We start from the raw sequence: 25,624 nt of genomic DNA on the forward strand, positions 1-25,624 counted from the left end.
TGGGAGAGTTAATATGAAGGAGACAAAAGAGTATTTACATAAAGAATTAGATGCTGTGCTTGCCTGGGAGCAAGATCAGAAAGATTTATGGTTCTGGGAAAAAATAGGTCGGCTTCCGTTCGTGTTACTCGACAGGGTAGCTCCCAAAATGTTAAAAGATAAAGTTGGTGAAATGCTCAATGAGTTAGGTGCCTTTATCCAGTCTGGAGGAAAGCATCTCATTAGCGAAAAAGATATACTAAATCGCTTTCCTGACAAGCCCAATCATCTAAGTCAGGTATCTGCAATGCCGTTAACTGAGATGGATCAGGTGGCCAAGGATTTGGGCACTTCACGAACCAATGTTGCTACTGTACAAGGTGCGAGTACCGGATTTGGTGGCATGTTCACATTAGCAATTGATATTCCCATGATTATTGGCTTATCTCTTAAGGTTTTACAGGAGATTGCTATAGTGTATGGCTTTGATCCGCATGACAAAACGGAGCGTGTCTTTATTATTAAATGCCTTCAGTTTGCTTCAGCGGATCTGGTCGGAAAAAAAGCAATTCTGGATGAATTGGCTGATATGGAGAGCAAAGAAAAGCACAAGGAAGTAATTGCTCAAATCCAAGGATGGCGAGAGGTTTCTCTTACCTTCATGGATAATATGGCTTGGAAAAAATTATTCCAAATGATCCCCATAGCGGGGATGTTTTTTGGAGCATATCTTAATCGGTCTCATATTGCAGACATTGCAGAAACAGGACATATGTTGTATCGAAAACGCAGAATACTGCATAAACTACAGGAATGTGAAGAGAGAAAATAATTGGCAAGTAAGAGAGAGTTATGATACACTAGTTAAAACTTTCCTGTAAGGAGGTGCAAGGTACGTGAGTGGATCTGTTCAAGCTTGGTTTATTGTTGAAACATCCAGTATGACACATGATTTTTCCAACTACGGGAGAAGTCTGTCCTTTTTTGGACCAACAATACCATATGAACAGAAACAAAAACGGCGTACCACGCATCGTTAGCAACCAGGAGTAATTTACTCATAATGAAAACGACAGCTGCGGGTTATTTGCCTGCAGCTTTTTTGTGTTTTGCTATCGAAATAACCTCGTAAACAAGGAAAGGCGGATATATACCATGATTATGATTGCGGCAAATAATATCGCCAAAACATACGGCGCAGAACAAATATTAACAGATGTATCACTAGAAATTCATGATAAATCACGTGTTGGGTTTGTTGGACCCAATGGTGCAGGTAAATCAACGTTGTTTCGTTTGTTGTGTGATCTGGAAGAGGCGGATTCCGGGCAAATTTTTCGAGCAAAAGGGGCTACTTTTGCTTACTTGCCACAACGACCACAGTTTCCAGCTGAATGGACAGGGTTTCAGGTAATCCAAAGTGCTTTTGCTTCCTCAATCGAGTTAGGCTCGATTATGCGCAAAATGGAAGATCAGATGAAAGATGAGCAATTTTTTACCTCTATGCAAGAAAATGAGCAACAAATCTTCTTGGAAAAATATCAAGGCATTCAGGAACAGTTTGAAAGAGCAGGGGGATATGATAATGAAACGACCATATCCAAGGTGAAGCAGGGGTTAGGCATCGACAGTAATTTGCTTGAAACCCCTTTTAACCAGTTAAGCGGGGGAGAACAAACCAGAATTGGCCTGGCAAAGTTATTATGCCAACAAAGTGATGTCTTACTTTTAGATGAACCTACGAACCATCTTGATCTAGATGCGATGGAATGGCTGGAAGAGTTCGTTAGACAGTATAAAGGGACAGTCTTGATTATCTCTCATGATCGTTATTTCTTGGATGCCGTTGTAACTTCTATTTATGAAGTAGACAATGGCGAAATAGAGCATTACCTAGGCACATATAGTAACTATGTGAAGGAAAAGGAAGAGAGATTGCTTCGTCAGTTTTCAGAGTATCAAGAGCAACAAAGAAAAATTAAAAAGATGAAAGAAACGATCAAAAGACTGAAAGAATGGGGCAATCGCTCCAATCCGCCAAATGAGGGCTTTCATCGTCGAGCGAAGAGTATGGAGAAAGCGCTGGCACGTATTGAAATCATCGAAAGACCCAAAATGGAAGCTGATCGAATGGGGTTGGTCTTTAAACATGCCTCCCGCAGTGGGCAAGAGGTCGTTCGTGTGGAGCAGCTTCACAAGCAAGTAGACCAGAAAGCGCTTTTCGAGAATGCGGATATGTCTATACGATATGGTGAAAGAAAGGCGTTACTTGGTCCGAATGGCTGCGGGAAATCAACTTTGTTAAAGATGATAATGGGAACACAGACTCCTGATAAAGGGAGCGTGAAAACGGGTAGTCAGGTTACCGTTGGATTTTTATCTCAACAAGGTCTGGATGGAGATGCCGCCAAAGACATCATAAGCCTTTTCAGAGAGACCGTTACGGTAACCGAAGGAGAAGCAAGACATATGTTGGCAAAATTCCTGTTCTATGGACATCAGGTGTTTAAAAAAGTTGACCAACTAAGTGGTGGAGAACGCATGAGGCTTCGCCTAGCTCAATTAATGCATCAGAATCATAATTTACTTGTACTAGATGAGCCAACGAATCATCTTGATATTGAAGCGAGAGAAGCCCTGGAAGAAGCAATCTCACATTACCAAGGTACTCTACTACTAGTCTCACATGATCGTTACTTTTTGCAAAAATTGGTGCAAGGCATCTACTGGGTGGAAAATAAAAAATTGGTCCATGATGAAGGGACATATGCAGAATCACGGGAAAAACATAAAGAACGTCTGTTAAATCTGTTAAATAGTAATCAACAACAAGATAGAATTGAAGTAGCGCCAATATCCAATCAGAGTGGTAAGAAGGCAGAGAAACCTACTGTCGAAACGATATCGACTAAACCACAAAAGAAAATAAATCCATGGAAACTTGCAAAATTGGAGTCAGATATAGCGGAGTTAGAAAACGAGCGGGAAGAATGCTTAACCGTCATGAATAAGGCAGGTAATCATGTAGATCAAATCGTTGAGTTGCAGGCTAAGATAACTCGGATAGAGGAAAAGCTGGAAGAACAATATGCAGAGTGGTATGTAATTCAAGAAGAAAAATAAATGCTGGTACGTGATTAGTTCGTTAAGTAGCCCCTTGTATCATTACATGGTTGTAATGATACAAGGGGCTTTCAATTAAATCGATCCATGTAGGTACATCAGGTAAGATCTTCATCCACGTTTTCAAGTTCTATTTCTCTTCGCGTCGTCCGGTTGACTGCTTCACTTAAGGTATCATCCAAGACATGAGCATATTGCATAGTAGTATCAATCTTGGAGTGACCCAGTTGAGCCTGCAATTGGTGCGGATCGGGATTGAGGCGCAAAAACTGAGTGGCAAAGCTATGACGTAATTTATGTACAGAAATATCTGGGACACCAAAAGCTTGTCCATATTTTTTAACGAACTTTTGTACGGTTCTCAGGTCGATTCGATGACCAAATGGCTTGGTTGGAGAGACCGTCAAGAATAAAGCATCCTCTTCAGTAGGAGGATTATATTTATGACGAACCTCCATGTAACTCATCAAGTACTGCTTACCCCAATCGCTAAAAAAAGGAGCATCCTCCTTTTTACCCTTACGAACCATACGGAGCTGATTTTTCTCTAAAATCACATTTTGTCTATTCAGATTCACAATTTCAGAGACACGAAAGCCACCAGATAGAATCAAGGCGACTATGGCAACATCCCTTTCTCGATTGCGATAGTGAAAATCTTGTTTCTTTTTTGTATTGCAGTATTCCAAATATCCATCATAGACAAAATCGACAAACCGTTGAATTTCGTCATCGACCAAGATTTTGGAGCGAATGGAATTGGCGCGAGCAAGAGGAGTGACTTCTTCCACATCCAATTCTATTTTAGCCATAACGTTTCTAGTTAAATAAGAGTTTCCATGTTCATCTTCGGATAAAGCTGATAGATAATAGAAGAGTGATTTTAGACTTGATAATTTTCTAGCAATAGTCACGTCGCTATATTCTTTTTTTGCACTTTTGGTTGGATTGGTAAGTAGGATAGAACGTTCAAACAGGTGTGAATCTTGAAGATAGATTAAGTAAGACTCCACATATTCTTTTCGTAACTCGTTTAATTCGGATAGCTCAATCTCTTTCATCTCGTTTGCCTTGGTTAAACCTTCAGAAATGAGCCAACGAAAGAAAAATTCAAAATCTCGTAAATATCCAAGCAGAGTGGACACGGATGCACGTTTTGATTTTTTATGATCCATATATTTTTCCACATACCAGGGAAAAGCGGGAATGCGCTGAATAAGTTGCTTAGCATCTCGTTGTTTTGTTACAGACATATTGTTGCACCACCAAATAAGAGTTACATTCACTTTATTATACAGGATATGGCAGTTAAAGTCGAACGATTGTTCGATTTTTTGTATATATCTACATCAAAAATGGAAAATGTAACGTTGCATTATTGGAGAGATACAAAGATATCAAAGGTAAGCACAAATTAGTGAATTCAAGTTAATTATTATAGTTATTCGTTTGTATTTGTTGTATGCAGAAAATGTGCTCCTCCTTAGCTGTTCTTTTGCATATTTTGCTAAGAAGTGAGGTGATAAGAGTTGTTCAATCTAAATGACAAAAATGGCAAAAATTTTAAGAGAAATGATGAAATAAGCAGATTTTTACGGAAAGACCCGTTTTACAAGAAACATCATAAATCTTGCTCATCATCTTCTTCATCATCATCTTCTTCATCATCATCTTCATCATCTTCATCATCTTCATCCACGTGTATAACGTTCAAAGTAATTCCGGGTATTACTGGGGCAACGGGAGAAACCGGCGCACCTGGCGCACCTGGAGCAACGGGGGGACCTGGCGCACCTGGCGCACCTGGAGTAACGGGAGGAACCGAAGCACCCGGGTCACCTGGAGCAACGGGAGGAACCGGAGCGCCTGGGGCACCTGGAGCAACAGGAGGAACCGGCGCACCTGGCGCAACAGGAGGAACCGGAGCGCCTGGAGCAACAGGAGCTGGTGTAAGTAGTGCTATCGGGGTGTATAGAAGTGATCCAGGAACAGGCACAGACCCAGTACCTGGAAATTCACCTATTGTATTTTCCAATTTAAGCGATCAGTTAGGAACAGCATTTTCATTTACTGCTCCATCTTCTACGGTTACAATCAACCAAACGGGGTATTACTTCTTTAGTGTTGAGGTGCATAACCAGAGTAATGCAGATTTTAATCTGGTTGTAGGCGGATCGCCTGTAACTCCAACTCCACTTTCCGGGAACGGCGGTGGGCCAATTGCTGCAACCTTTGTCTTAAATATCACTTCAGTTCCGGCAGCTGTGCAAATAGTTAATCCAGCCAATAATCCTGTTAACCTACACAATGGGGTTAATACAACATTAACCATCCTGAAGCTCTCATAACAATAGACGACTTCAGACCTACATGTAGCAATTAGTACACAAAAGGTTCCAAGAGAATTTTTGGAACCTTTTATCTTTTGTCTATTATGAATCAAGCTATTCTACTAATTTTGCACATTAATAAAATATGGGTCTTGCTTCTCCTGCCAAAAAGTTGTAATCTATGACATGTAGCATATATTGTGTTGTTGTGATTCAACAACTACTAGATATGGTTAGTTAAAAGGAAATTATTCAACTTAAAATACTGAGTGGAGTTAGGTGTTAGATTGTCGACTTAATAGGGAATTTGGTGAGAATCCCAAGCTGTCCCCGCAACTGTATGTGCGGATGAAATGAGAATAACCACTGCGAAGAAATATCTATATCTAGTGTTCTTTGTGGGAAGGACTCAGAGTAACTTGATGCACAAGCCAGTAGACCTGCCTACTTCATACGTTTCATATCTTCGGGGAATGAGTGGTTGAAACGACCCGCAGGTCCAAAATTGGGAGTTGCTTATTTGGCATGCCTCTTTTTTGTACATACGCGTCGTTTTGAGCACATCGAAACCAAGATGCGCTTTTTTTATTTGGTTCCCTAACGAATGAAATGTCACGTCAGTATTGATAGAAAATAGTGGAGGGGTGAAAGTCATGCTGATAGCTTTTGACTCTAAAACTGGCAATGTAAAGCGATTTGTCCAAAAGCTCGGAATGCAGTCCGTGCAGATCAATTCTGCTTTACAACTACAACAACCATATATTTTGGTCACATACACGACTGGCTTTGGACAAGTTCCCCCAACTACACAGGAATTCTTGCAGAATAACAAAGATTGGATGCATGGAGTGGTAGCTAGTGGTAATAAAAACTGGGGTACTAAGTACGGGCTGGCAGGTGACCAGATAGCTGAAACTTATCAAGTTCCCTTACTACATAAGTTCGAGTTAAGCGGAACGAAGCGTGATGTCGAAACAATTAAGCAGGAGGTAGAAAACATTGTCAACACAATTACCACAGTGGATCAAGCTCAATAATGAAATCCTGGTAAAAAAGGATAGTAGCTTTCAATACGAAAAAGATCGGGAAGCAGCAAGAAGTTATTTTATCGATTACGTAAACCAAAATACGGTATTCTTTCATAACCTTCGAGAAAAAATTGATTACCTACTTGACCAAGACTACTACGAGAGAGAGCTATTTGACTCTTACTCTTTCGATCAGATAAAAGAGGTTTACGATTACCTCTATACACAAAAATTCCGGTTCCCATCTTTTATGAGTGCCTTCAAATTCTATAATAACTATGCAATGAAAACGAACGATGGGACCAAGTTTTTAGAGAGATATGAAGATAGACTTGCCGTCGTCTCCCTATTTTTAGCAAAAGGGGACCATAAAAAGGCGCTTCAATATGCAGAGCTTCTCATTTCCCAAGAATATCAACCTGCGACACCGACGTTCTTAAACGCAGGTAAAAAACGTCGAGGAGAACTAGTAAGCTGCTTCTTGTTAGAAGTTGATGACTCGATGAATGCGATTGGATTTGCAATTAATTCCGCCTTGCAATTAAGTAAAATTGGCGGAGGAGTAAGCCTTAATCTAAGTAAAATTAGAGCAGCAGGTGAGCAAATCAAGGGATTGGATGGCAAGGCAAGCGGCGTACTACCAGTTATGAAACTATTCGAGGATGCTTTTTCCTATGCGAATCAATTAGGTCAGCGTGATGGCAGTGGTGTTGTTTATTTAAATATCTTCCACCCTGATATCCATGAGTTTTTAGATACAAAGAAAATTAATAGTGATGAAAAGATCCGCATTAAAACCTTATCTTTAGGTGTCGTTGCACCGGATAAATTCTTTGAACTGGTTGAAAAAGATAAGGACATGTACTTGTTCTATCCGCACACGGTTTATAAAGAGTACGGGAAACATCTGGATGACATGGATATTACCGCGATGTATGATGAGTTGGTTAATAATCCGAATATCCGCAAGAAAAAGGTTGTAGCTCGAGATCTGATCATTAAAATTGCCCAGACACAGATGGAGTCAGGTTATCCTTACATCATGTATGTGGATAATGCCAATGAATATCATGCATTAAAAGAAATTGGACGTGTAAAGTTCTCCAATTTATGCAGTGAAATTGCGCAAGTCAGTGAAGTGTCTGTGATTAATGATTATGATGAACCAGATGTGATTAACCGTGATATTTCTTGTAATTTAGGCTCACTTAACATCGTAAACGTGATGAAGAATAAACGGATTCAAGAAACCGTCCATTTATCCATGGATGCTTTAACTGAAGTGAGTGACAGAACTAACATTAATCTGGTTCCTTCTGTTGCAAAAGCAAATCGTGAGCTTCATTCTGTAGGCCTCGGGGCAATGAATTTGCACGGATACTTGGCGTTAAATAAAATCTCGTATGAATCTAAAGAAGCCATTGATTTTGTTCGGACATTTTTCATGATGGTCAACTACTATTCATTAGAGCGTTCGATGCTGATTGCAAAAGAACGCGGTATCACGTTTGTAGGTTTTGAACAGAGTGAGTATGCAAATGGAAATTATTTTACGCGTTATCTGGAAAATGATTATTCTCCACGATTGGACAAGGTAACGACTCTCTTCGAAGGTCATTATATTCCTACGAAAGAGGATTGGATTCGTTTGAAGGAAGAAGTTCAGCAGCATGGGCTCTACCATTCTTATCGATTGGCGATTGCCCCAACAGGCTCGATCTCGTACCTGCAATCAGCTACAGCATCGATCGCCCCGATTACACAACGTATAGAGGAAAGAGAGTATGGCGATTCCAAAACGATCTACCCAATGCCATATCTATCAGATGATAACTTCTTTTTCTATAAAGAGGCATATGATATGGATATGTTTAATGTGATCGATCTAGTGGCTGAAGTACAGGTACATGTGGATCAAGCGATCTCTACTATCCTGTTCGTAAAAGATGACAATACCACTAGAGATTTAGCTAAATACTATATCTATGCGCAAAAGAAAGGCTTAAAAACCCTTTACTATACAAGAACGAAGAAGCGTACGATCGAAGAATGCATCAGCTGTAGTGTTTAAGGAGGAGTAAAGATGAAACCATTTGAAGCGGTTAACTGGAACGATCCAGAAACGGATTATACGGAGATGATTTGGACGCAAAATACATCGCAGTTCTGGCTAGATACTGAGATTCCTATTTCTAAAGACGTGAAGTCATGGGTTCACCTACAAGATGAAGAAAAAGAAACGTATATGCGTGTCTTGGGTGGACTAACTCTTCTTGATACAGAGCAGGGTAATGTAGGTATGCCACTTATTGCTCAACACGTTAAGGAAAAACAAAAGAAAGCAATCCTAATCTTCCAGGCAGCGATGGAAGAGATTCATGCAAAGAGCTATAGCACTATTTTTACCACTGTAGCAAGCACTGAGAATATTAATAATGTGTTCCAATGGGTACAAGAAGAAAAACATTTACAATATAAAACAGCGACCATTGACGCGATCTATAAAAATATTAAAGAAGATGATCCATATAGTCTGTATCAAGGATTGGTGGCATCTGTTTTCTTGGAGAGCTTCCTGTTTTATTCAGGATTTTTCTATCCACTTTATCTGGCAGGGCAGGGTAAAATGGTAGCAAGTGGAGAAATCATCAAGCTGATCATCCGAGATGAGAGCGTACACGGAGTATTTGTCGGGGTATTGGCTCAAGAAGTGTATCAGCAACTTAGTATTGTGGAAAAACAAGAAGCAGACCGCTTTGTTAACGATCTGCTACAAGATTTATATAAAAATGAACTTGGTTATACAGAGAATCTCTATGATTCCATTGGTCTTACCCATGAAGTGAAAAAGTATATCCGCTACAATGCTAACAAAGCATTAATGAATCTAGGATTGGAACCTTTCTTCGAGGAAGAAGAAGTGAACCCAGTCGTCTTAAATGGTATTCGTACAGAAACTAGTACGCACGATTTCTTCTCTACCAAAGGAAAAGGATACCAGAAAGGAAAAGTAGAAGCATTGCACGATGATGATTTTGATTTCCTCAACCAACGGGTACTGGATACTACAATCAAATAAGTAGATTCATACAATAAAATACTCTTAGAGAAAAGCCGTTCATTCTGCCGATTCATTTTGGCAGAACGCTCGGTTTTTCTTACTGTATAAGAAAGTAGAAACTACTTGGCATCACTTCCTTATACGTATGAAAAACATCCTCTAAAAAAGAACCAGCTTCATCGAGAAACTTCGATAGAAGTTTTTATTACATGAACGGAAAAGAGATAGCTCAAAGCAGATTAATTGAAAAATATTAAATCTTTGTGTAATTGGCTCATGAATAAGTCAACTTGATGTATAGTTATCGTACATAGTCAAAAGAAAAGATGATTGCTAATGCTATTGTAATCTTTCATTTTTATCAACATGCAATCAACTTAAAATAACAGCTTTTAACGGACAAGGAGAGATGGAAATGAGCATGAACATAGATCATGGGGACAGGATGGAATCTGGTCAGGTACTAGACAGAGATGCAGTCTTAAGGGCAATCGAAGGCTCGCTAGCGATGATAGAATTTGATCCGCAAGGCAAGGTTCTTTGGGCTAATCATTATTTCGCGGAAACTATGGGATATGATAGTGATGAAATAGTAGGATTGATACATAAGCAATTTTGTACGACTGATTTTGTTACGAGTAGAGAATATCGTTTGTTTTGGGAAAATTTGCGAAGCGGTAATAGTTATCAAGCTAAAATTCAGCGCGTAGCGAAAGACGGAACACTTCTTTGGTTGGAAGCGTCCTATATGCCTGTGTTCAATGATGAGGGTAATACAATAGCTATTATTAAAATAGCTACGGACATTACAGTAAGGGAAAAAACAATTTCTGAGATCGCAACTGAATTACAAGCAATGGCTGAGAGTCTTCGAAAGCGGGCTGAAGAAGGAATTACCAAAAGTAGAGAAGTTGTTACATATACGGAAAAGCTAGTGGAAGAATCGAATGAGAATCTAAACGTTCTAGCAACATTAAAAACTCAAGCAGAATCAATTCAGACGATAGTTAAAACCGTGCGAAGTATCGCAACCCAAACCAACATTTTGGCATTAAACGCTGCCATCGAAGCTGCAAGAGCTGGCGAACATGGTAAAGGGTTTAATGTAGTAGCGGATGAAGTCCGTAATCTGGCTAAACGTGTTGAGGTCGCGATTCAAGAAGTTAGTTCTCAGATAGATGGAATTACCAATGAGGTGATAAAAGTTAGTACGGGTACTGAGCACTCTCAATCAGGCTTACAAGAAAGCCAAATCTTGATCGAAAAAGCAGTAGAAGAATTTGCTGGGATTGGGACAGCTTCACAAGAGCTTGATCTAAAGGCGAAAGACTTTAAGAAGATGTTGTAGTCGCTCAAGAAAAAACAGCTTTTCCTAGTAAATTTTGATAGAGGAGATTTTTCAGTCTGAACACAAATATACATGTAAAAATGGATTTGATCATAGAGAAAAGCCGATTCTAGTGATTAGAATCGGCTTTTCTCTATGAATAGGGGATTAGGAAACACGCTTATCTGGTTGATATCCAAGATGCTGTTGCAGAGTTTTAATGATTTCATCAAGTTGACCGTCATCTAGTTGATAATAATAGATTCCATTAATATGGATATCTGATCCAGCAAGCTGCATTTTTTCAATTTGAAGCTGCGAATGATTTTTTCCAAATTGTAATAGATCATACATCTCCGTTCTGGTCAGATTTGTTTTAATATGATCACCCATAGCGTCCAATATGGCACCGGATTTGGTTATAGTAGAGAAAGATAATGTTTTATCGAGAATGGCCTCCATAATTAATTGCTGTCGTTTTCCACGTTCTGCATCGCTATCGATTTTACGTGTACGTGCGAGTGCGAGTGCTTCTTCCCCGTTCAATGTTTGTAACCCTTTTTCTAGACGAATCGCACCAGGTCTGTCATTACTGTCCTGTTCTTTAAAGGTTATAGGAACATCAACCTCTATACCATCTAATACGTCAATGAGAGAAACAAATCCTTCGAAATCCAGTTTTACATAATAATCAATGGGTATATCAAGTAATCCTTCAACCGTTTCAACTGTTCCGTCAACTCCGCCAAATGCGTGGGCATGTGTGATTTTATCTTTTTTCCCTTCTACTGGGATATATACATAAGAATCGCGAGGTATGCTAACCAACTTTATTGTTTGCTTTTGCTTATTGAATGTAGCAAGCATTAGTGCATCTGATCTTACTGCTTTTCCATACTGATCTTTTCTGTTTTCACTTTGATCAACACCAATAAATAGTACAGAAAAGCTATCTTGAATGTTGTCCTTTTCGTCATCTCGTACGACTGAATTTTCGCCACGGTTTAATTCCTGAAACATGTTGTTTTCAGCCGCAACTGCTTTTTGATATAGGTAATACGTAAAGCCGGCAGCAGAGAAGAGAAATAGAATAACGGGAATTAGACAAAGCCATAAAATCCATTTCTTTTTAATACGTTTTTTCATGAAGAAATCATCACCTTTTTTCTAGCTGGTAGATAGTTTATCAGTTTTCAGGCTTTTTTTTGTTACAAATAGGTAACAATAAGTAAACAAAGGGAATTACCAAATTGCAGTAAAAAAATGTATAAATTTTTATGAAATGTTACTTTTCCTTAACCCTTTTTTCCAGGTAATCAATTAACCTAGAGATACAAACGTTGAAGCTAGGGAAACGGAAGTGAAAAAATGTCAGCAGCGAGACAGCACGATACACACAAAAAAAGAACAGGTTCAAAAAAAAGGAAAAGACTTGCTATAACAGTAATAGTAACATTTTTATTAAGCTTAGGTGGATTTTTTGCTATTCAAACCTATCAATCCGTAGCGGTAGCTTCTGAATTACAAGAGATTTCCAATTACCAAGCAAGTAGTCATCTGATTACTGAGTATAACAGAATTGTACCCTCAGAGTGGGATGGGAAAGAGAGGAAAGTCATTTATTTAACCATCGATGACGGACCTAGCCAATTTACAGAGGAAATTCTTGATATCTTACATAAAGAAAATATAGATGCTACATTTTTTATGTTAGGTAACAACATGAATCGATATCCTGAATCAGTGAAGCGATTAGTAAAAGAAGGTCACTATCCAGGGCTTCATTCCATGACACATGGATACAAAAACTTGTATAAGCATGGGCCACAAGCATTTATTAACGAGATGAAGCAGGCTCAAGCCATCGTAAAGAAATTAACAAATGTGACTCCTACCATTATTCGAGCTCCGTTTGGAAGCCATCCTCAAGTCACTGACAACTTTCGAGATGCAATTGTTCAGGCAGACTTAAAAATGTGGGATTGGACTATTGATTCATATGATTGGAAACTACCTAACCAACCAAATAAAATCACAGAGACCGTCAAGAAAGGATTAAAAAAGCCGACAGAGGTTGTATTGCTGCACGAAAAACCACAAACCATCGTAGCATTACCGCACATCATAAAAGCAGCGAAAGATATGGGTTATGAATTCGAAGTTTATAATCCAGCTGAGCACGCCTCCGTTAACTTTTGGAATGACCAGAGATTATGAGAAATCGGGAGAGAAGAAATCGAAAAAGAACAAGAAGAATTCTGGAATTGATCATCGTCTCAGTAATGATTGTTGGGATTCTACAGGGTTGCGAACCTAAAGCGGAAAAAGAGGTTTTTAAAACGTTTCAAAATGCGTTACACCTGGAAGAAAAAATCCCTCAAAAAATGAAGGAATGGCAAGAAGCTGAAAAGATGAATGCCCACTTATACCAACAGATCATGCAGGTTGGTAAAAAGAGTCGCGAAGAAGCAACCTCATTGATTACCAAAGCCTTACAGTTAGCTGATAAGAGAGGGCAGTTGATGGCCGATCAAGTTAGTATGTTTGATACGGTATGGAATGAAGTTCAGAAAAATGAAAAGAAGATTAAGCAACTCAAAGATTCGGTTACCAGGAACGAGGCAATGAATATCATGGCCCTCTTTAAAGAAAGACAAGAAACCAATAAGCAAATTGATGTTGCATATCAGGAAGCATTACAAACTGAACGGAAAATGTATCAACAGCTTTTAACCAAGGAAACAACAATCAAAGCAATTCGAGTAGAAATCCAACAAGTTAATCAATTGTTTAATCATGTTACCTCACTTCAACAACAGTTTAATGATCAAACCAAAAAACTAAATGAGGCAAAGGATTGCATTAATAAATCAAAAGATATTTCCAAAAAAGGGGTACAATCTGCACATAATTTGCAGGTTGTGCCTTTATTTTTTTATTAGTTTTGTTCGTTAAAATTTTATGTACATGAATTTGCATAATAGTTTCCGGTTTTTTCCCATGAACCTGTTCATGAACTTGACTTTACACATGTATAAAAGTAAAATGAATGATAGTCAGTCATATGAAAGGAGGATATTGGTTGGATAATAAAAAAGAACGAATTATTCATGCTGCCATCGAGGTTTTCCGTAGGCAGGGAATTGAGAAGACAAAAATATCAGATATCGTAAAAGTAGCTGGGATCGCACAGGGCACCTATTACTTGTATTTTCCATCTAAACTATCCGTTATGCCTTCGATTGCAGAAGTAATGGTAGAGAAAATTATTGGAGCTGTTCAAGATCAAGTAGAAGAAAATGCTCCTTTTTCCGATAGGCTTAGGCAGTTAGTAGATGTTGTATTTGCTCTTACAAAAGATTACCGCGATATTTTTGCACTCATCTATGCTGGATTAGCCTCCACAGAGCACCTGAAGGAATGGGAATCAATTTATGCTCCGTATTATTCCTGGATGAGCACTTTTCTACTTGAAGCCAAAGAAGCTGGTTCTATTCGGTCTTCTCTTCAACCAGTGTGCACGGCAAAGCTGGTTATTGGTGTGATAGAGTCTGCAGCCGAGCAAATTTATTTGTATGACAATAGTAGTGAAGAGAATGCAGCCATACAAAAAAGAGAAGTTCTATCTTTTTTGGGTCATGCCCTCGGTATTCAAAGCCGATAAGAGTGCCCCGGTTTTTTTGAACTAAAAATGACTGATATTCAGTCAGGAAGGTGATTGTTATGAATAAATCGTGGTTTTACGTCATGATGACATGTTTGTTCGAGCTACTTTGGGTATATGGGTTTAATGTTGCCGAATCTTGGTGGCATTGGACTATCATTATCGTTATTATCTTGGTGGATTTTCAATTCTTGGCGAAAGCTTGCGAAAATTTACCGACAGGTACCGTTTATGCGATTTTTGCGGGACTTGGTACAGTAGGAACTGCTTTAATGGATGTCTTCTTATTTGGAGGAAGCTTTAATCTAGGCAAGATATTTTTTATGGGCGTACTACTGGTTGGAGTAATCGGATTGAAACTGGCTGACAATAAAGAGGAGAAAGGAGTTGCCTCATAATGGGATGGTTATTTGTTTTTTTAGCAGCAGCTAGTGAAATGGTTGGTGTCATTGGATTAAATAAATATAGCCAAAACAAATCATTAGCAAATGTTGCCTTGTACATGGGAGGCTTCGGGCTTTCTTTTATTCTGTTATACGCATCTTTCGAGTACTTACAAGTAAGTATTGCGTATGCAGTATGGATAGGTGTAGGCACAGCAGGCGCAGTTTTATTAAACATGCTATTTTTCGGAGAATCAAGGAGTTTGGCACGTATGCTAAGCCTGATTATCATCATTATTGGGGTAACGGGGCTAAAAGCATTCTCATAGAAAATAGAATAGGGAAAAGAAATCAGTAAAAGGAACATTTGCTCTTTTTTAATAGGGCAAATGTTCCTTTTACTATCCTTTGTCATTTGAAGTTCTTCCTTGTTTTCTTATCAAGATATTTATCAACTCCTAACTATTACTCCCATCATTTAGGAATAACACAATAAAGAACATGTAAACTGTAAACAATGAAAAAGATACACAATTTAAATTAATCTGATACGGATGGGAACCTTTTACATATAAACAACGTAATAATTGATAGGACAGATAAAAGAAGGCAAGGTGAGAGAAGAGATGGGAGAAAAACCGGTAAAAGTTGCATTGATTTGTGGAGAAAATTGTGATGGAGAGACATTTGCTTTACGCTCAACACTCGAATACTTTGGGGCCCAGGTTATGACTTATTGGATAGGGCGACCAAATGACTTGATAGCTGTATTAAATGGCGAGAATCTTTACGATGACGTCTCCTACATCGTGTTATGTTTTCATGGTGACGAGGGAGAGCTTATCATGCAAGAGCTTGGTGACGAGGTATATGAACCAGGTGAGCCACAGGGGAATTTTTCCAGTAAAGAAATATTGAAATATGGTGACTTCGCAGGAAAAAAGGTAATTGGAAATGGTTGCACACTGGGAGATCCCGCTTTGGCTCATGCATTTATTGAAAAAGGCGCGAGTTGGTATATTGGTCCAGATGACTATCCATATGGCAATTCAGCATTGTTATTTGCCATACATTTCTTCTATGAAGTGCTGGAAAATGAACAGAGCGATAAGGAAGCATTCGAACAAGCTATTAAAATAGATCCAGAAAAAATGGAAATGTATAAATGGTACTCGAATGAAAAGTGTATAGAATGGTAACCTGTTTAACAATGAAGGAGTGAGTGAGATAAGCCGATGATAAGAATGAATGGAATTTTCATATATTTTATCGAAAGAAGGAGATGTAAGTATTGAAAAAAGTTACATTCTTTATCGGTGCATTACTTATTATTGCCAGTCTGCTTTTGATGACGATAAGTACCTCGTTTTTTAGTATCCAATGGCAAAACATTGGTCAAATCGTTGGTATCTATTGGCCGTCCATTTTTATGCTACCTATCGCAATCATCTTACATATTATCCACTTCAGTAAGGTTGACTCGAATGGAGATATTCTGATAGGGGCTGGATTTCTATTAATTGCGAGTTTCTTTTTTCAAATATCAATGCTTTATAATATTTGGGGCTATATGTGGCCAGGAACCCTTCTCGCTATTGCATTCGGAATGTTTGAAGCGATGTTATTAGGTAAAGACAAGTCTAAACTGATTATTCCAGCTAGTATCTTAAGCTTGTTATCACTAATTTTCTTTGCTTCAACGATAGGAAAGTTACTAGATCAGTTTGATGCAAGGTACATTGTTGCGATTCCACTTTTGTTGGTTGGTGTAGCAATTATTATCATGGGTATTTACTCGTCTAGAAAAAAGAGATTTTAAGATAGTTTATGATTCAAAGAAAAAGTGTTGGACGATTGGTCCAACGCTTTTTTGATGGATAAGAAAGTATAAAATTTTGAGGGACGTTGATGCAAGTAAGAGGGGCCCCACATACGTAAAGGCTTATTCAAGCATATTGTCCACAGTTGGATCAATCGTAAAATCAGGCATGAAGCCCGCATATTTCACTTCAAATACGCATGCCTCAAATCATGGCAGAGTTTTGTTATAAAACTTTTAGTTAAATTAATAGATCCTTTTGCAACTATCAGGGTGTTAGTGTAATAAAGCTCAATCAAATAAGCAGAATTTATTATAAAAACCGCATTAGACCGATAACTTGTTTGAATATTTTAATTTTTTAGATTCCTTCATCGTTTCCACATATTTTTTGTTTATAGTAATTTGTAATAGGAAATGAAGTGGAGGTTCTAGGAATGAAAGGTAAGCTCAAAATCATATTGGCGATTGGTGCGATTAGCATACTAATGACTGGCTGTTTAAGTTCAGGTGGTACAGATGGAATGGTGGGCATGGATCATTCCAAAATGAACATGGATGGCTCCAAAAAGACTTCGGAGAGTACGTCTATTTCAAAGGCTAATGCAGATAATATATTGCTTACGAAAGAAACCCCAATAGTGGACGGTAAGGAATATACCATTACTGCACAAGCGAGTAATCTGAAGGTATCTGATGATACGACTCTGCCTGTATGGACATTCAACAATTCTGTACCCGGTCCAGAGATTCGTGTCAAAGTGGGCGATACGGTCAAAATTAATTTGAAAAATGAACTTGAAGAACCTGTATCGATTCATTGGCATGGTTATCCTGTTCCGAATAACATGGACGGGATTCCTGGGGTGACACAAGATGCGGTTGTGCCAAGTAAAAAATTTAATTATGAATTTAAGGCCACCATTCCAGGTACCTACTGGTATCATTCGCATCAAGACAGCGTTAATCAGCTCGATAAAGGGCTTTATGGTTCTCTGATTGTGGAAGATCCTAATGAGAGCTACGATCAGGATTACACGCTTATGCTAGATGAATGGATGAGTTCTGGTAATATGGATATGAGCAACATGGAAGGCATGGATCATCGTCAAATGAACATGGGTACGAAGGATGACGCGAATCAAAGCGAAATGAACATGAGTGAAACGGGAAGTATGAAAGGTCACGATATGAGCATGTATGATCTGTATACAATCAATGGGAAAAGCGGTAATGCGGTAGATAAGCTAGTCGTTAAAGAGGGCGACAAAGTTCGATTTCGCCTCATTAATGCGGGTTACCTCACGCATACCATGCATCTCCATGGGCATGAATTCAAGGTAATTGCCTCAGACGGACAGCCTGTGAATAGTCCTGCTGTCATTACGGATCAAGGGATTGCTATCGCTCCAGGTGAGCGGTATGATCTAGAATTTACAGCAAACAATCCTGGATCTTGGCTGCTTGAAGAGCATGGAAGTGACGACAGAGTGAAAAACTTAAGAGCCATAATTGCATACGAAGGTTCAACAGTACAGACCGATGCATCGAACGCATCCGAAAAGTTACCGCAATTCGATCTTATGAAATACGGTAAACAAGGCGAGACCAAGTTCTCCTTGAATCAATCCTTTGATCAAGACGTTCTTCTGAATCTGAATACCGAAATGAAGGATGGGGAGATGGTTTACACCATCAATGGAAAGGTTTTCCCAGATACAGATCGCATTAAGGTCGAATCAGGGGATAAGGTGAAGGTTACTTTTGTGAATGAATCCAAGACCGATGATCATCCCATGCATCTTCACGGACATTTCTTCCAAGTTCTAAGCAAAAATGGTCAACCGCTTGAAGGAGCACCTGTCATAAAAGATACACTCAATGTGAAGCCAGGCGAACAATATGTTATGGCTTTCGAAGCGGATAATCCAGGGGATTGGATGTTCCATTGCCACGATTTGCACCATGCATCTGCGGGTATGGTAACCGATGTCATGTATAAAGACTTCAAAAGTAACTACACACCTGACCCAAGAGTGGGCAACAAACCAGAATAACCCAAACGTCCATTTTTGCTGCTGACGATGGGTTATCATAGTAGCTTAGTGGTAGAGTAGCTACATGTTTTCTCTATGCTTTCAACACGGTTTCTACACAATCATCCCATACAATACAGTTATATTAAATTGGATTTAGGAATGGGAGGGTGTTCAGATGGATTGGTCATGGCTGTTGTTATTAGCTTGTCCCCTCATGATGATCTTAATGATGTTTGGAATGCGTGGAGGTCATGGTTATCATGATAAAGGCAAACAAGAGGATGCTGAAAAGATACAGCGTGAATTGTCAGAGTTAAGGGCCCAAAACGAGCAAATGAGAAGGGATATTCAAAACTTATCACGATGAATAGAACATTCAAGAGGAGGAATGGAAGTTGAATTGCTGCGGAAATCATAATCAAGGAAGCAATAACAATTCTATTTCTCAACAGGAGCATGAATCAAAATCACATCGGTGGATGATGACGCTATGCTGTATCTTCCCGATCATTCTTGTTGTCCTTGTGATCTTACTTAACGCTTATCGAGGGGAGCCTACCAATTACCCTCTGATGGGTGTCCTCTTGATTTGTTCCCTTTCACATTTGGTCATTATGCCCCTGATAAATAAAATGAATAATTGTCAAAATTGAGCATGGAGGATCAAAATGCCGTTTGCCTTTATCTAAAGCTGACGGCATTTCTTTTATGGAGGGGAGTCGTTCATGAAGAGGGATAGATATGATGTAAGAAGAACAAGACGATATGATGTAGGGCATCCTATTTTAACTGAAGAATAAGAGGAACGATGTCCATTGACGGTTGGATGAATGACTGACTACTCTATGATTGTAAATTCATATTGAAAATAGAAGGTGAAATAATGTCTAAAATCAAGGTACTACTCGTAGATGATGAATGGAACATGAGGAACTTGATCCGAATATATCTCATGAAAGAGGGCTTCGAGGTAAAAGAAGCGTCTTCTGGTTATGAGGCACTCGCTATGATGAAGCAGTATGAGTTCGATCTCATCGTGTTGGATGTCATGATGCCAGGGATGGATGGTTGGCACGTTTGCAAAACAATTCGAGAAACACAAACGATCCCCATCCTCATGTTAACCGCCCGAACCGAAACGAAGGATAAGGTACATGGGCTCGGTATTGGTGCTGATGATTATTTGACGAAGCCATTTGAAATCGAAGAACTACTTGCGCGTGTTTATTCACTTCTAAGACGTTCCATGATGTACCAATTGAATAAGTCTCAAGAATCCATCATGGAATTACCTAATCTCAAAATTTATGCAGAAGCACGTGAAGTTCATATTCATGAGGCGAACGTTGATTTCACGCCTAAAGAGTTTGAACTCCTGTATTTTCTTACGCAAAATATTCAGCATACCTTTTCAAGAGATGAGTTAGTTGAGCGTTTATGGGGATATGATTATACAGGCGATTCGCGCGTTGTGGACACCCATATCAAAAACATTCGGGAAAAAATGCAACGAGCAGGGCTTGGTTACAATCCCGTTCAGACGGTTTGGGGAGTTGGTTATAAGTTTACCGTGCAAGGAGCAAAGGAATGATTAGAAATCGCATTGGAATGAAGTTAGGATTGGTCATTGCTTCGGTGTTTTTAGTGGTTTTACTAGTTCTTGGCGTAACGATGTATCAAATGTTTTTCAACTTTTATCATACTGAAATGAAAACCGAAGTCTCCGAAATGACCTCTCATTTCATTACTATGGCTGAGACCACGAATGCTTCATCAGAGGATATGATGCTGACCTTTGCCGATTTTTCTAATGTAAGTATATTTTATATCAATGCGCAAGGAAAGATTACGCTTCATTCGGGTGAACATAATGCAGCGGATCGCTCTTTTATATATGAGGAAGATATAAAGAAGATATTTTCAGGGGAATCTATAAGCATAGAACATCAAGATCCGTCAGGCAGTCGATATGTTGTTATCGGTCAACCGATCTATGAAGGCAATACGATTTCTTCCGCCATTTATGTGATGGCATCAACGGCTAACATGGATAAGTCCTTAACTGCTGTACGTAACCTTCTAATACTCGCAGGAATAGGGGCTTTTTTGCTTGCCATTGGCATCACTTGGATTATGGCACAACTATTGTCACGACCCTTAATCCAAATGCAACAAGCCACGAAGCGAATTGCGATTGGCGAATTAGAAACACGTTTGGAAATTGAAAGTAAGGATGAATTTGGCGATCTGGCTGCTGCGATTAATAATTTGGCAGCGGATTTGCAACGATATCGAGATACACGACAAGAGTTTTTTGCAAACATTTCCCACGAACTCCGAACACCAATCACCTACTTGAAAGGTTACGCCAAGGTGGTGAAGAATCGTATATATGATACCGAAGAAGAAAAGGATCGGTATTTGGACATTATTTATCAGGAAGCCAGTCGCATCGAACATTTGGTAAGCGACTTGTTTGAGCTTGCTAAAATGGAAGAAGGTAAAATCAGTTTATCGATGGAATGGGTCGATATGAAGGATATTGTAGAGCAAGCTGTTCAAAAGATAGAATTAAAAGCTAAAGAAAAAGAGATCTATCTCAAGATTCAAGCTCCAGATTCTATTCCGCTTATTCGTGGTGATGGGTTACGGATGGAACAAATTGTGCTTAATCTTGTGGAAAATGCGGTGCGCTATACAGACAAAGGTACTGTTAAAGTCAGTGTAAGCAGTTCTACTAATAGGGTGACTCTATTAGTAGAAGATACAGGTATTGGTATTCCAACAGATGAGCTTTCTTTTATCTTTGATCGTTTTTATCGGGTTGAGAAATCTCGGTCACGGCAATATGGAGGTACAGGACTTGGTCTATCTATCGTAAGGAATTTAGTTGAGTTACAGGGAGGAACCATTAAGGTAAGTAGTAGCGTAGGAAAAGGGACATGCTTTAAGATTCAATTTCCTTCCTTAACCATAGAGGAGGAATTGAGATGAAAAAAACAGACTGGCTGATTGCTGTATTTTTTATAGCGATTGGTGTGATGTGTTTAACGATATCAGCTACATTCTATCAGAGAGGTTCCTCCATCAATAGTAGCAGTTTTATGGGAACTTTTTGTATATGGATACTTATGATCGGGCTTGTGATATACCTCATCTATTTTGCATTTCAGATTAAACAAAACCGCAGAAAGAAAAAGTGACTTCATGAGATGAGGTCACTTTTTTGTTTCTTCATGGTTTCCACAGTAATGCGACACTGAGTTCGACTGTGAAGAAGGTTGTCAGAACGCCTTACGGATGGAAAAGGAATATCTCATGCAGGAATATACATGGGTGATGGAATATTCGGTCACAATTCGGTGGGGAAAGGTTCTGAGGTGAGTAAACTCTCCGAGAAATATTATGCGGAACGTTATATAACAGCTCGTCGAGTATTTTCAGATGAGGTGTTCCGTAAATTAGCTCAATAAAACATTTTCCTCTTCACTTTAATTAGAGGACTTGTTTTATGTTGGGAATTTGCTATACAAAGTAAAGTCAAATAGCTTAATCGGTTGCAACTGTTTCTTATGGTCCTCGTTCTTTGTGCAATGATCTCCCATCGTTAATCACTATAAAGCGCATGGAAAAAATTAGTACATCTTCACAGTTTCAACATATTATCAAAGTATAATGTGTATGTGATTATAAATGAGAGGACAGAGTCTCATGCAGGTTATCTTATTTCATATTGGAAATTTCCCCATTCGATCTTACGGTCTTATCATAGCAATTGTTATTATCTTATCGGCGTATGAAGCATATTATTTAGCCAAAGGCACAGTTTATCGGAAACACGTCTTTGATCTGTTACTTTATGTTATTGTCGGGGCCATTCTTGGAGCACGTTTGTGGGAGGATTCTTCTTGGAGTTCTTAAGAGGAGATACCCCTAAATATGCATTGGATTGGACCTCCGCCCAGTGGACAAGCGTGGCAGTTATCGTCATTAGTGCTATCTTAATGGGATACAGACTGATGAGTAATAAATGGAGAGAGAACAAGCTTGAATGTCTTGACGCTTAAAAAGAGATGAGAGGTGGAAATGAATCAGCTCAAGTTAAAAAAAGGAGATTTTATTCTAATTATTATCCTGCTGATCGTCGCTACCTTGATCTATGTGGGGTTCATGATCAATCGAGCGTCCATTGATAAGATCTCAGCAGGAGAATCCTATGCCCATATTCAGGTGGATGGTGAAATCTATCAGACAGTGAAGCTCACCAAGGAAACCCAGTGGATTGAGATTCAAACTAGTAACGGCTACGACTTACTACGAGTTCGTGATTATGGCATAGAAGTTGTGGAGTCAGATTGCCCACAAAAAATATGTTTTACCTTTGGTCATATTACCAAGCTGAGTGAAGAGATTATCTGTTTACCTTTGCGCATGTACATCACCATTATAAGCGATATCCCTATAGATAATGAATTGGACGCAATCGTTTCATAAGATCAATATAAAGGAGATTTGCTTTGAATAAATCAGTTATTTGGATAAGTGCTTCTATCCTAACGTTAGCAGTTGTGATGATCGCTTTTATATATTCTTTTAATGTACAAAAGGAAGAAGCAACTGATAGTAAAGAACCAAAACCTGAAGTAACAACGATTCAAGTGGAAGAACGCTTTGGAGTAGAAAAGGATTGGCAGCAAAACGGAAAAGAAAATCAGTATCTCACAAAATTACTTGAAGGAGAATTAGCATCAGAAAGCATAGGTGTGATTCAATCCGATACGGACTGTGAAGCAGATGAGATGGGGATCAGTCAGTGTCACAACGAAATTGAACTAGAAAACAAACAAACCATTACCATAATCAACATCCATAATATGATGAACTACGTTTGCTTCTATCCTGGGGAAAAAGTGAAAATCATTCCTTCAGAAGACGGACAGTGGATGCAAGTAAGCAAAATAACTTTATAGTGAACCATTTTGAAAGGAGGTGAACATCATGAAAACTAAACTAGTGACTGTTGTAGGCGCAGTGGTATTAACTCTTGGAGTTGGAACTGCCGCGTATGCTGATGAGGCAGGTCTTAGTACATTCAAAGAAATGCTTCCATTCATGAAGGAAATGCACCCAAACCTCAGTGATTCCGAGCTTGAACAGATGTACAATAGTTGTCATCAAAGACAAGGTAACGAAAATACTCAGGGAATGATGAAGAATAACTCTATGATGAGAACATCAGATGTAGGTTCAATTTAATAGTTCAAGAGGAAGACTGCTGGAATTCTGGCAGTCTTTTTTGTTAATCCGTCAACTGCCATGCGAGCGACGCTAATCGTAACATCGAACAGCTTACGATTATTGAAGGTGAAGGAATAAAATAGGCTCAATGAGGAGCCTTTTCCTATTAATGTGCGCATTTTTACTATAGATACATGCTACCAATGTTTAAAGCGTTGATTACTTAGATTTTTATTTAGATTAGTCTTGATAAGTCATGAAAATATGAGGGACTTTTTTTGTCACCAGGTCCATTTACTAGGACGAATCCCTAATTTTTCAGCTATAAAATATGCAACAGGCTGTTTTAATGGCTCTAATGATTTAGATGTACAAGATGATTCAGGTTTATAATGTAAGGCGGTTGCTTGTTCTAACGTGGATTCAGCCAGATTGTTGGTTTTCTCGGCTTGTTCGTAACAAACAGGAGTGATATATGTTTCGTACGTATGCTCCAAAATGATACGAGTAGAGGAAGGAGGATATGTATTTACTTGAATCGTAAATAATCCAACAATTAACAAAATGGTAAGAACTCCAATGGAGATTACACTTTTTCTCAAAAAAATCACCTCTTTGATTTCTTTAAAACACATAAACTCTATTAATCATAACGTGCTTGTAAGGGAAAGAGAAATATTTTTTGAGCAAAAAGTGTAAATCTTCCATCTTGTTACTCCTTAATAAAATGAATCAATGCCTCATTAAATTTTTCCTTTTCACAATAAAATAAACCATGGCCGCTATCCCAAAAAGGGATAAGCTCAGAGTTCTTGATTCCTGTATTCATTGCCTCAGCAAAAGCAAACGGACATACTTTATCATGGATACCATGAAAAATTCCTGTTGGCACATTAATCTTTGGTAAATCAGGGCGTAAATCTTCATCTCGCAATGCTATGGCACACATGGCTGTTGCATGTCCGGAAGCTTCCATTCCAAGACCATGAAACCAGTCCTTAAAACTTTCTGTAAGATAGCGATAAAAAAAGATATCCCCAAACCCAACCAACATTTGTGGTCGGTCAGCATAGGTTTCCTCAATCAGTTTGTTTACTTCTTCCTTGGTGAATCCATATGGGAAATCAGGACGTCTTGTGAAAACGGGTGCGGCTGCACCAAACAAGGCTAATTTTGCTACTTGATGTCCTGCATGGCGTGCCATGTATCTGATTGAAATGGCACCACCCATGGAATGTCCTGCAAGAACAATATTCTTTAGTCTGAGCGAATCAATTACAACACGAACATCGTCTGCCATTCGATCATACGTATACCCGGTCCAAGGTTTATCGGAATTCCCATGACCCCGTAAATCAATACCGATACATCGAAACCCCATCTTAGGAAGCTGGTCAAACTGATACTCATACATCTTATGGTTGACGGGCCAGCCATGAAGAAAGACGATTGGTTTGCCGTTACCCGGATCTACATCTTCCACAAAAAGATTAACATTCGGTTCAACTGTAATGTAGTACCCCATTTAATCTCCTCCCATGTTGTTATCTAACTGAATGTCCACATGATATTCCATTTCTAACCTACACATACAGGATATGAAAAAATCGTAAAATGGACGTTTGTCTCGATT

Annotated in this window: 32 protein-coding genes and 1 riboswitch; of the genes, 26 read left to right on the forward strand and 6 right to left on the reverse strand. The window is 38.9% G+C overall.

Going from position 1 to position 25,624, the window contains the following annotated elements:
- The first annotated feature begins 13 nt into the window (after nucleotides 1–13).
- From LM917_RS09920 to abc-f, 3 genes are all read left to right on the forward strand, one after another.
- Nucleotides 14–811 carry an EcsC family protein gene (locus LM917_RS09920; protein ID WP_232697349.1) on the forward strand — a complete coding sequence of 266 codons (798 nt, stop codon included), beginning with the start codon at nucleotides 14–16 and terminating at the stop codon, nucleotides 809–811.
- 64 nt (nucleotides 812–875) lie between these two features.
- Complete coding sequence (locus LM917_RS09925) at nucleotides 876–1,019, forward strand: hypothetical protein (RefSeq protein ID WP_232697350.1); 144 nt, start codon at nucleotides 876–878, stop codon at nucleotides 1,017–1,019.
- Nucleotides 1,020–1,134: 115 nt separating this feature from the next.
- Entirely contained in the window at nucleotides 1,135–3,102 is a 1,968-nt protein-coding gene (gene abc-f / locus LM917_RS09930) for a ribosomal protection-like ABC-F family protein (RefSeq protein WP_232697351.1), read from the forward strand.
- A gap of 98 nt (nucleotides 3,103–3,200) precedes the next feature.
- Here the strand turns inward: abc-f and xerS are convergent, their stop codons facing one another.
- Nucleotides 3,201–4,355, reverse strand: a complete 1,155-nt coding sequence (xerS, locus tag LM917_RS09935) for a tyrosine recombinase XerS (protein ID WP_232697352.1) — start codon at nucleotides 4,353–4,355, stop codon at nucleotides 3,201–3,203.
- 368 nt (nucleotides 4,356–4,723) lie between these two features.
- Nucleotides 4,724–5,098: a hypothetical protein gene (locus LM917_RS09940; protein WP_232697353.1), complete on the reverse strand. Its 375-nt coding sequence runs from the start codon at nucleotides 5,096–5,098 to the stop codon at nucleotides 4,724–4,726.
- Here LM917_RS09940 and LM917_RS09945 point away from each other — a divergent pair.
- The 5 genes from LM917_RS09945 (at nucleotide 5,070) to LM917_RS09965 (ending at nucleotide 10,869) form a co-directional block, all read left to right on the forward strand.
- Nucleotides 5,070–5,450, forward strand: a complete 381-nt coding sequence (locus LM917_RS09945; RefSeq protein ID WP_232697354.1) for a hypothetical protein — start codon at nucleotides 5,070–5,072, stop codon at nucleotides 5,448–5,450. The two genes, LM917_RS09940 and LM917_RS09945, sit on opposite strands and share 29 nt — an antisense overlap.
- Nucleotides 5,451–5,691: 241 nt before the next feature.
- A riboswitch (cobalamin riboswitch) is annotated at nucleotides 5,692–5,894 on the forward strand.
- A gap of 191 nt (nucleotides 5,895–6,085) precedes the next feature.
- The gene (nrdI, locus tag LM917_RS09950; protein ID WP_232697355.1) at nucleotides 6,086–6,469 is read left to right on the forward strand and encodes a class Ib ribonucleoside-diphosphate reductase assembly flavoprotein NrdI; all 384 of its coding nucleotides are present in this window, start codon (nucleotides 6,086–6,088) and stop codon (nucleotides 6,467–6,469) included.
- Nucleotides 6,432–8,531, forward strand: coding sequence for a class 1b ribonucleoside-diphosphate reductase subunit alpha (gene nrdE / locus LM917_RS09955; RefSeq protein WP_232697356.1), 2,100 nt, complete (start codon nucleotides 6,432–6,434; stop codon nucleotides 8,529–8,531). The genes nrdI and nrdE overlap by 38 nt, the downstream gene beginning before the upstream one ends.
- A 12-nt stretch (nucleotides 8,532–8,543) precedes the next feature.
- Complete coding sequence (gene nrdF / locus LM917_RS09960; RefSeq protein ID WP_232697357.1) at nucleotides 8,544–9,539, forward strand: class 1b ribonucleoside-diphosphate reductase subunit beta; 996 nt, start codon at nucleotides 8,544–8,546, stop codon at nucleotides 9,537–9,539.
- A 397-nt stretch (nucleotides 9,540–9,936) separates the two neighbouring features.
- Complete coding sequence (locus LM917_RS09965) at nucleotides 9,937–10,869, forward strand: methyl-accepting chemotaxis protein (protein WP_232697358.1); 933 nt, start codon at nucleotides 9,937–9,939, stop codon at nucleotides 10,867–10,869.
- Between the two features lie 147 nt (nucleotides 10,870–11,016).
- Here LM917_RS09965 and LM917_RS09970 read toward each other — a convergent pair whose 3' ends face one another.
- Nucleotides 11,017–11,994: an LCP family protein gene (locus LM917_RS09970; RefSeq protein WP_232697359.1), complete on the reverse strand. Its 978-nt coding sequence runs from the start codon at nucleotides 11,992–11,994 to the stop codon at nucleotides 11,017–11,019.
- A gap of 222 nt (nucleotides 11,995–12,216) precedes the next feature.
- Here LM917_RS09970 and LM917_RS09975 point away from each other — a divergent pair, with 222 nt between their 5' ends.
- From LM917_RS09975 to LM917_RS10060, 18 genes are all read left to right on the forward strand, one after another.
- Entirely contained in the window at nucleotides 12,217–13,065 is an 849-nt protein-coding gene (locus tag LM917_RS09975; RefSeq protein ID WP_232697360.1) for a polysaccharide deacetylase family protein, read from the forward strand.
- Entirely contained in the window at nucleotides 13,062–13,790 is a 729-nt protein-coding gene (locus LM917_RS09980; protein ID WP_232697361.1) for a YkyA family protein, read from the forward strand. Before LM917_RS09975 ends, LM917_RS09980 begins: the two co-directional genes overlap by 4 nt.
- Before the next feature lie 140 nt (nucleotides 13,791–13,930).
- A complete protein-coding gene (locus LM917_RS09985) occupies nucleotides 13,931–14,512 on the forward strand; it encodes a TetR/AcrR family transcriptional regulator (RefSeq protein ID WP_232697362.1) in 582 nt (193 codons plus the stop codon).
- A 59-nt stretch (nucleotides 14,513–14,571) separates the two neighbouring features.
- Nucleotides 14,572–14,910: a DMT family transporter gene (locus LM917_RS09990; RefSeq protein WP_232697363.1), complete on the forward strand. Its 339-nt coding sequence runs from the start codon at nucleotides 14,572–14,574 to the stop codon at nucleotides 14,908–14,910.
- Nucleotides 14,910–15,224 (forward strand): DMT family transporter, encoded by a 315-nt coding sequence (locus LM917_RS09995; protein ID WP_232697364.1) that lies wholly within the window; start codon nucleotides 14,910–14,912, stop codon nucleotides 15,222–15,224. Before LM917_RS09990 ends, LM917_RS09995 begins: the two co-directional genes overlap by 1 nt.
- A 297-nt stretch (nucleotides 15,225–15,521) precedes the next feature.
- Nucleotides 15,522–16,094, forward strand: coding sequence for a delta-aminolevulinic acid dehydratase (locus LM917_RS10000; protein ID WP_232697365.1), 573 nt, complete (start codon nucleotides 15,522–15,524; stop codon nucleotides 16,092–16,094).
- 92 nt (nucleotides 16,095–16,186) lie between these two features.
- Complete coding sequence (locus LM917_RS10005) at nucleotides 16,187–16,714, forward strand: hypothetical protein (RefSeq protein ID WP_232697366.1); 528 nt, start codon at nucleotides 16,187–16,189, stop codon at nucleotides 16,712–16,714.
- Nucleotides 16,715–17,151: 437 nt separating this feature from the next.
- Complete coding sequence (locus LM917_RS10010; protein WP_232697367.1) at nucleotides 17,152–18,771, forward strand: multicopper oxidase family protein; 1,620 nt, start codon at nucleotides 17,152–17,154, stop codon at nucleotides 18,769–18,771.
- A 157-nt stretch (nucleotides 18,772–18,928) separates the two neighbouring features.
- Nucleotides 18,929–19,120 (forward strand): DUF2933 domain-containing protein, encoded by a 192-nt coding sequence (locus tag LM917_RS10015; protein ID WP_232697368.1) that lies wholly within the window; start codon nucleotides 18,929–18,931, stop codon nucleotides 19,118–19,120.
- A 516-nt stretch (nucleotides 19,121–19,636) separates the two neighbouring features.
- Nucleotides 19,637–20,344: a response regulator transcription factor gene (locus LM917_RS10020; protein ID WP_232697369.1), complete on the forward strand. Its 708-nt coding sequence runs from the start codon at nucleotides 19,637–19,639 to the stop codon at nucleotides 20,342–20,344.
- Nucleotides 20,341–21,747: a sensor histidine kinase gene (locus LM917_RS10025; RefSeq protein ID WP_232697370.1), complete on the forward strand. Its 1,407-nt coding sequence runs from the start codon at nucleotides 20,341–20,343 to the stop codon at nucleotides 21,745–21,747. Before LM917_RS10020 ends, LM917_RS10025 begins: the two co-directional genes overlap by 4 nt.
- Nucleotides 21,744–21,956 carry a hypothetical protein gene (locus tag LM917_RS10030; protein ID WP_232697371.1) on the forward strand — a complete coding sequence of 71 codons (213 nt, stop codon included), beginning with the start codon at nucleotides 21,744–21,746 and terminating at the stop codon, nucleotides 21,954–21,956. Before LM917_RS10025 ends, LM917_RS10030 begins: the two co-directional genes overlap by 4 nt.
- A 78-nt stretch (nucleotides 21,957–22,034) precedes the next feature.
- Nucleotides 22,035–22,226, forward strand: coding sequence for an NlpC/P60 family protein (locus tag LM917_RS10035; protein ID WP_232697372.1), 192 nt, complete (start codon nucleotides 22,035–22,037; stop codon nucleotides 22,224–22,226).
- A 238-nt stretch (nucleotides 22,227–22,464) separates the two neighbouring features.
- Complete coding sequence (locus LM917_RS10040; RefSeq protein WP_232697373.1) at nucleotides 22,465–22,674, forward strand: prolipoprotein diacylglyceryl transferase family protein; 210 nt, start codon at nucleotides 22,465–22,467, stop codon at nucleotides 22,672–22,674.
- Entirely contained in the window at nucleotides 22,662–22,820 is a 159-nt protein-coding gene (locus LM917_RS10045; RefSeq protein ID WP_232697374.1) for a hypothetical protein, read from the forward strand. Before LM917_RS10040 ends, LM917_RS10045 begins: the two co-directional genes overlap by 13 nt.
- Before the next feature lie 19 nt (nucleotides 22,821–22,839).
- Nucleotides 22,840–23,247: a NusG domain II-containing protein gene (locus tag LM917_RS10050; protein ID WP_232697375.1), complete on the forward strand. Its 408-nt coding sequence runs from the start codon at nucleotides 22,840–22,842 to the stop codon at nucleotides 23,245–23,247.
- 23 nt (nucleotides 23,248–23,270) lie between these two features.
- Entirely contained in the window at nucleotides 23,271–23,723 is a 453-nt protein-coding gene (locus LM917_RS10055) for a hypothetical protein (RefSeq protein ID WP_232697376.1), read from the forward strand.
- A gap of 28 nt (nucleotides 23,724–23,751) precedes the next feature.
- Nucleotides 23,752–24,009, forward strand: a complete 258-nt coding sequence (locus LM917_RS10060; RefSeq protein ID WP_232697377.1) for a hypothetical protein — start codon at nucleotides 23,752–23,754, stop codon at nucleotides 24,007–24,009.
- Here LM917_RS10060 and LM917_RS24390 read toward each other — a convergent pair.
- The 3 genes from LM917_RS24390 to LM917_RS10070 all read right to left on the reverse strand — a co-directional run bounded on the left by LM917_RS24390 (nucleotide 24,006) and on the right by LM917_RS10070 (nucleotide 25,516).
- Nucleotides 24,006–24,140, reverse strand: coding sequence for a hypothetical protein (locus LM917_RS24390; protein WP_255668153.1), 135 nt, complete (start codon nucleotides 24,138–24,140; stop codon nucleotides 24,006–24,008). The genes LM917_RS10060 and LM917_RS24390 overlap by 4 nt on opposite strands.
- 132 nt (nucleotides 24,141–24,272) lie before the next feature.
- Entirely contained in the window at nucleotides 24,273–24,593 is a 321-nt protein-coding gene (locus tag LM917_RS10065; protein ID WP_232697378.1) for a hypothetical protein, read from the reverse strand.
- A gap of 110 nt (nucleotides 24,594–24,703) precedes the next feature.
- Nucleotides 24,704–25,516: an alpha/beta fold hydrolase gene (locus LM917_RS10070; protein WP_232697379.1), complete on the reverse strand. Its 813-nt coding sequence runs from the start codon at nucleotides 25,514–25,516 to the stop codon at nucleotides 24,704–24,706.
- Nucleotides 25,517–25,624 lie beyond the last annotated feature (108 nt).

It is taken from the genome of Brevibacillus daliensis (assembly GCF_021245735.1).
Taxonomy (GTDB): Bacteria; Bacillota; Bacilli; order Brevibacillales; family Brevibacillaceae; genus Brevibacillus_B; species Brevibacillus_B daliensis.